This is a genomic window from Planococcus sp. CAU13 (assembly GCF_000775575.1).
GTDB lineage: Bacteria > Bacillota > Bacilli > Bacillales_A > Planococcaceae > Planococcus.
Map to the genome: position 1 here is coordinate 1 of NZ_JRGN01000161.1, position 6,416 is coordinate 6,416.

6 protein-coding genes are annotated in these 6,416 nt (G+C 47.3%); 2 read left to right on the plus strand and 4 right to left on the minus strand.

Annotated features, from left to right (window positions below):
- Window positions 1-184 precede the first annotated feature (184 nt).
- Window positions 185-1,264, minus strand: coding sequence for an AI-2E family transporter (locus KW93_RS06805; protein ID WP_033542239.1), 1,080 nt, complete (start codon window positions 1,262-1,264; stop codon window positions 185-187).
- Window positions 1,265-1,409: 145 nt separating this feature from the next.
- Between KW93_RS06805 and KW93_RS06810 the strand changes: the two genes are divergently transcribed.
- Complete coding sequence (locus KW93_RS06810) at window positions 1,410-2,240, plus strand: undecaprenyl-diphosphate phosphatase (RefSeq protein WP_033542240.1); 831 nt, start codon at window positions 1,410-1,412, stop codon at window positions 2,238-2,240.
- 276 nt (window positions 2,241-2,516) lie between these two features.
- Here KW93_RS06810 and KW93_RS06815 read toward each other — a convergent pair whose 3' ends face one another.
- The 3 genes from KW93_RS06815 to KW93_RS06825 form a co-directional block, all read right to left on the minus strand.
- The gene (locus tag KW93_RS06815; protein WP_033542241.1) at window positions 2,517-3,644 is read right to left on the minus strand and encodes a CAP-associated domain-containing protein; all 1,128 of its coding nucleotides are present in this window, start codon (window positions 3,642-3,644) and stop codon (window positions 2,517-2,519) included.
- Between the two features lie 201 nt (window positions 3,645-3,845).
- The gene (locus tag KW93_RS06820) at window positions 3,846-4,673 is read right to left on the minus strand and encodes a DUF368 domain-containing protein (RefSeq protein ID WP_033542242.1); all 828 of its coding nucleotides are present in this window, start codon (window positions 4,671-4,673) and stop codon (window positions 3,846-3,848) included.
- Between the two features lie 89 nt (window positions 4,674-4,762).
- Entirely contained in the window at window positions 4,763-5,833 is a 1,071-nt protein-coding gene (locus tag KW93_RS06825; protein ID WP_033542243.1) for an NAD(P)H-dependent flavin oxidoreductase, read from the minus strand.
- A gap of 130 nt (window positions 5,834-5,963) precedes the next feature.
- On the opposite strand from KW93_RS06825, the gene KW93_RS17560 reads away from it, so the two are divergent.
- A complete protein-coding gene (locus tag KW93_RS17560; RefSeq protein WP_033542244.1) occupies window positions 5,964-6,218 on the plus strand; it encodes a hypothetical protein in 255 nt (84 codons plus the stop codon).
- The last annotated feature ends 198 nt before the right edge of the window (window positions 6,219-6,416 follow it).

Genomic DNA, 6,416 nt, shown 5'->3' on the forward strand with positions numbered 1-6,416 from the left:
GGAAGGGCAGCTTAAGTCCGAGGAGTTGGCTGTTGGAGTCTGGATCAGAGTGGCTTATGACCCGGAGAGCTGGGTCGATGGAGGCTGGCCAGAGGTACGCTGGTTGAAATCCATTGCAACTTTAGGGTTCTATTTTTCCTTCAACTAAAATACCCCCATGAATATTCCATTCACGGGGGCTCTGTTAAACATCTTTTGTGGCTGTCTTACTTATATCCCGACGTCTTGCATAAATATTTTTCGCAACTGATTTCACGACTGCGTAAACAGGAATGGCTAGGATGATGCCCCATAAGCCGGCGATGCTCCCTGCTGCCAGGATTAACGTGATGACTGTCAGCGGATGAACATCGAGTGCATTGCCCATGACATTCGGCGTGATCAGGTTGCTTTCGATTTGCTGAGCTACCAGCATAATGACCGCCACCCAAATCGCTTGGACGGGATCAGTTACCAGAGCAATGATGATGGCGGGAGTTACGGCAATATACGGTCCAAGGAATGGAATGACATTTGTCACCATACCGATAAGAGCCAGCAATAAGGCGTATTCGAGCCCTATTATCCAATAGCCTATCAACAGCATGAGTCCGACCAGGAAGCTGACAAATAATTGTCCCTGAATATAGGCTCTCAAAGTTTTATCTATGTCCTGCAAGGTTTTGATGACCCAGGATTTACGTTCCCCTGAAAAGAAGCCGGAGACAAACGGCACAAATTTCTTATGGTCGATCAGCAGATATATCAGGAAAAATGGCACAAGAATGAGCGATATTATACCGGAAACCAACCCCATTATAAACGACAGAAGGACGGATCCTATATTGGCAGCCCAATCACCAATGCTGCTCGTCATCCCGTCAATCTGTTCCTGAACGCTGTCAGGCAGGCGGCTGCGCTGATCCAATACATACTGCACATAACCTTCAACTTCTTCAACAATTTCAGGCGACTTATCTACAAGGGTATTGACTTGATCTGTTACTGCGGGACCAATCATGGCGTAAAAGATCCAGAACACCAAAATGATCGCAAGCAGGATGCTGAGAATGGAAGCCCATTTCGGCAGCCCACGTTTTTCAAGAAAATAAAGAAGAGGGCGTGTAAGATAAAACAGCACACCTCCGAGAAGCAGCGGCACAAAAATTGTTCCTGCAATGATGAATAGCGGATCGAAGATTCCTTGTACTTCTATAAATAGACGAATAATGACTAAAGTAAGAATGATGCCTATTCCCGCCTGGAACCAAAGTTTATTTGTCAAAATTTTCCCTCCTTTAATTCTTAACATTATACCCAGTTTACCATGAAATTATGTTATCATTACTCTTTGTGAAAGCGAACTTTTCAGCCGCTGCGGCGTCTATTACATTTGTTGCTACATAACCACGAAAAAGGAGTTATTTCAGATGGAACAATTATGGCTTACGATAAAATTTTTGCTGCTCGGCTTATTCCAAGGACTGACAGAGCCGATTCCGATTTCCTCAAGCGGACATTTGCTGATTGCCCAATACTTTCTTGATGTCGAAATCGAAGGCAGCGTTTCCACTTTTGCGCTGCTCGTCAACACCGCTTCATTAATCGCCGTTCTGATCATTTACCGTGAAGATATTCAGCGCCTGATCGTAAACGGGTTACGGTACTTCAAAGTAAAAGATGAAGAAACGACACGCGATTTCATGTTCATCGTCTATCTCGTGATAGCGACAATCCCCGCAGCAATCATCGGCCTGCTGTTCCAGGATACAATCGATGATTACCTGTCCACTATTGTCACTGTCGGAATCACCCTGATCGTCACCGGAGCCGCACTCTGGTTGATCCGTGACATCCGCGGCAAACGTAAAGACGGCAATTTAACTATGAAAGATGCCATCATTATCGGAGCGGCCCAGGCCGTTGCGTTAATACCGGGCATCAGCCGCAGCGGTGCGACGATTGTTGCGGCAATGGCGAGAGGCATCAACCAGGAAACGGCATTGCGCTTTTCTTTCCTGCTGTTCATCCCTATCAGCCTCGGAGGCGCTGTGCTGAGTTTCTCTGATATCCTGACCGATGACAATCTGGCCACTCTGGCTGTACCATACCTGATGGCTTTCGTCGGATCTCTCGTCGCTTCCTACTTCTCACTTAAATGGTTCATGAATATCATGGCGAAAGGGCAATTGAAATACTTCGCCATCTACTGCTTCATCATGGGGCCGCTTGTTGTTCTGGCCTGGTTCCTGTTGAATTAATAAAATATATGGCAATCCGGCTGACCTTTTCGGGGGTCAGCTTTTTCTATGTATGCCGGCCCTCTCTTTATACGCCTTTGATTTAGAATGGTTTCATTTTTTGCAGAAATTAAAAAACCGACCCGCTCAGCGGATCGGTTTTTACTTTTCGGTGTCCAGACTCAAGCGGCCCGGCTCTTCGGGTCATAAGCCAGCCCAGCTGCATGGCAAAAGAAGCCATTTCCCTGGTCCGTCTTTTTGCCTTTCAGAGCTAAACGGGCGCTTTCGCTTTTCTAATCACCTGTTAAAAAAGTTAGCCGTATAAAACGGCTGGTTTTCATTGTTGAATGCTGCCCCGATTCCCAGATAGCCGAAATCAGGTTTCACAATATTTTCCCGGTGGCCCGCTGAATTCATCAGGCCTTCATGAGCGAAAATGCTGCTGTACTGGCCGTATGCCAGGTTTTCACCGGCTACGAAAAAGTTGATGCCATCATCCGACATGCGGTCAAACGGCGACTTCCCTTCTTTGTTCGTGTGGCTGAAGTATGCCTGTTCCGCCATGTCTTCGCTGTGTTTACGCGCTGTCAGCATCGCCTGTTCATCCCATTTCAGAAGCGGCAATTCCCGCTGTATCCGCGCGGAATTGGTCAGTTCAAACAGCAGGTATTCATACCCTTCCCGCAGTTCATCATCCGGCGCAGCGTAAATTTCCTTCCGCGCTTTTTCAAGGTCTTCATGAATCACCTGCAGCGCCGTTACAGTGCTTTCTTCGTGAATATCATAGAAGACCGTGATATACAGATCGCCCACGTTAAATAAATCATATTCATCGCGTGTATCAAGAATGTACTGGACATTCCCTTTTTGCAGGCTTTTCAACGGCGCACCAAGCTTGCCGCGCACTTCTTCTTTATTGGAATTCATCGTAATCCCTTCTGTCGAAGAAATTATATCCTGGTTCGTAAACATTCCATTGACCCGGCCATTCTGGTCATAAGCCAATAAAACATAGTTCTGGTAATCCGTGTGATAGCTGTGCCAATCGCTGCCGTACTCGTTCTGCATCAGACGCAGCGGCAGCCCGACTTTTGCCTGCGCTTCTTCTTTCGTCATGCCGAGTGTGACATTATGGATGGCGAACAGGGAATCTGTTTCCGACAGTTCCGGCTTTTCAACCGCTTCCGGCATATTATCCGAATTTGTCAAAACGAGCGTCTGCAGCTGGCTGGCAAAACGCGCAGTAAATTCTTTCGCTTCATCGAGAGCACCCGAAACATCTGCCCGGCCTATAAAGCTGTCAATCGCATTATCGACAGGATCAAGAAAACCCAAATCCACATATTCACCGACCGGATCTTCCCAAAGCGGCCGTGCGAAATACACCAGGACAATCATGAGCAATAATAAGAATAGTTTCCGCACGCGCCATCACCTCTTCTGTTCAGTTTAATCTTTGTCGCGGGTTCTATAAAGCAAAAAGAGCTTCAGGAAAGCTATATTTCAGTCCTAAAGATAAAAAGATAATTATTACCTCTTTTATTTCCAAATAATAGAATTCACTTATATGTTCATTTCAAATTAAGAAACAGCCCTCTGTGTCAGAGGGCTGTCCGGTTTTATTGCTTAATCGGTAATGGTTGTTTTCTTCGGCGAACTGAACAGCAAGGTGAAAACCAGGCCGACCGTAAATGTGATCAGGCTGGTTACGAGCGTTGCCGTGTCGGCTGCAAATCCAGGGAATACGACAAATAATGAACCAAGAATCAAACCAATGATTGCAGCATACGTCACATATGTGAAGTGCTCCAGCAGATAGCGGATCGCTTTACTGCTGACGATGAATCCGACGATGACACCTGCCCCGATGGCAAGCGCAATCGGAATATTCAGCGTCGACAAGGCGTTGATCGCAGTCGTGTAAACTCCCAGAAGCAGCAGGATGAATGAACCGCTGATTCCCGGAAGCAGCATCGCCATACTGGCCAGCCAGCCCGAGAAAAAGAGGGTGAAGAATACTGGCACACTCAAGTCGACAATCGGTGTAATATCATCATTCGTTCGGATAAATGCCGTTGAAGCGAGGGCGATTCCAATGAGGATCAGAATTGCAAAATGGCGTTTTGTGAAGTTCTTCTTTACTTCAGCCTGTTTCATAATATACGGGATGACCCCCAGAATCAGGCCCATGAAAAAGAATTGTGTCGCTTCATAATGGTTCTCGAGCAAAAATTCGATGACTCGGCTGAAAGCGAGCAAAGTTATCCCAATCCCAAGTACTAGTGGAATAAGAAAGCCAAGATGTTTTTTCCATTCGCGGCTGAAAAATCCGCTGATGGCTTCAAGCAGCCGGTCATAAATTCCTAAGATAAACGCAATCGTTCCTCCGCTGACACCGGGAATCAGGTCACTGATGCCCATCAAAATGCCGCGGTATATATTTTTCCATTCCATCTGGTCAATCTCCTCTTTTTAAAAAATCACATTCATAAGTATAGCACGGCGCGGCGCAGAATCCGCAAAAAAGGGATGATGTTAAAGCGCTATCCCTTTAAAATACTTTGTGCGTTTTGAATAATTTCCTGCATAATTTGAGCCGCCGGCATTTTATCATTCACGAGCCTCAGCGACTGCCCCGCCCATAACGACATGAACTCACTGTTGTTCTGTTTCGCAGCCGCTGTGCGGATGTCCCGCGTCACTGTATTATGGGACGGAAATGGCAGCGGTTTGGTTCCCGTTTTTTCAAATTCCGTTATAAAGCGGTTCCTGATGCCGCGTGCCGGACGGCCGGAAAAACTTTTCGTGATGACGGTCTGTTCTTCCGTCGAGTCGATGATTCGTTGCTGATACGCCGTGTGTGTCCCTGCTTCTTCAGCAATTAAAAACCGTGTGCCGATTTGGCCAGCTTCTGCGCCGAGTGCGAGAGCTGCAATAAGCCCGCGTCCATCAGCTATGCCGCCGGCTGCGATAACCGGAATTCTGACAGCATCCACAATCTGCGGAACGAGGGAGATCGTGCCGATCTGAGCACCATCCGGATGATCATCCAGCGAAAATGTTCCTCTGTGGCCGCCCGCTTCACTGCCTTGGGCAACGACCGCATCGGCACCTGACTGCTCAGCCAGTTTTGCCTCTTCCACAGTCGTTGCCATGGCGATTATTTTTATGCCGGCGGATTTGGCCGCTTGTACTTGTGCCTCATCCAATAAGCCGAAAGCCGTGCTGATGACGGGCACTGACATCTTGACACAGATGTCGAATTGCTGCCGGCTCCAGTCTGCCGAACTCGAAATTTCCGGCTCTTCGATGTTCAGTTCACTCCGGAAAGGTGCAAGTGCCCGCTGCACTTCCACAAGGCGGGTAAAATCACCCTTTTCTTTTGAGACGAAAATATTGACCGCAAACGGCTTTGAAGTGGCTGATTTTATTGCCGTAATTGCTTCGCGCAGTGCGTCCGGCGCCAGATAGGCAGCTCCTAATGTTCCGAGGCCACCCGCTTCGCTCACGGCTGCAGCCAATTCCGGGGTCGCCGGTCCGCCGGCCATTCCTGCCTGGATGATTGGATATTCAATACCGAGTAAATGACAGATATTCGTCTGTAAGGTCAGCAAATCGTTTCCTCCTTTTCATGTGTGTTCTTTATCCTAAGTATCACGCACAAGCTGCAGTTCTTCAACCGGGAACCTTTTTTGCGGCTTTGCGTTTCATATACTAAGCAAACACTGGAAAGCGGGGTTTCACATGAAGGGATTCCTTTCATTTTTGGGCATCACTTTGATCACCGGGGCATTTGGAGCAATCCTATTATCATTTTACGGAAATCCGCTGGAAGATTTGAAAATCCAGGAACGCCAGCTGGTCTTTCAGGAAATGCGGGCAAATAATTCTGCTTCGGCAGATTTTCGCGCTGTTTCCACTATGTCCGGAACTAATAATGGTGACAATTTCATCATCGAAGACGGCCTCAGTTGTCCAAGGCTCTCTTTTGACCAATAAAAGACCCCGGCTCATTGGTGATGAGCCGGGGTTTGATCTATTTGTTTGGATTTTCTCCTTTTTAATGAGCTATTTCAGTTTTTTAAGCTGATTGCGAGGGTTAATTCCAGATTCCAGCTGTTTTTCACTGGAAGTAAAAGCCATATACATGCTTTTCGCAGGCGAAAAGCGACAGGTCCGATTTTTATGATCGGCAAA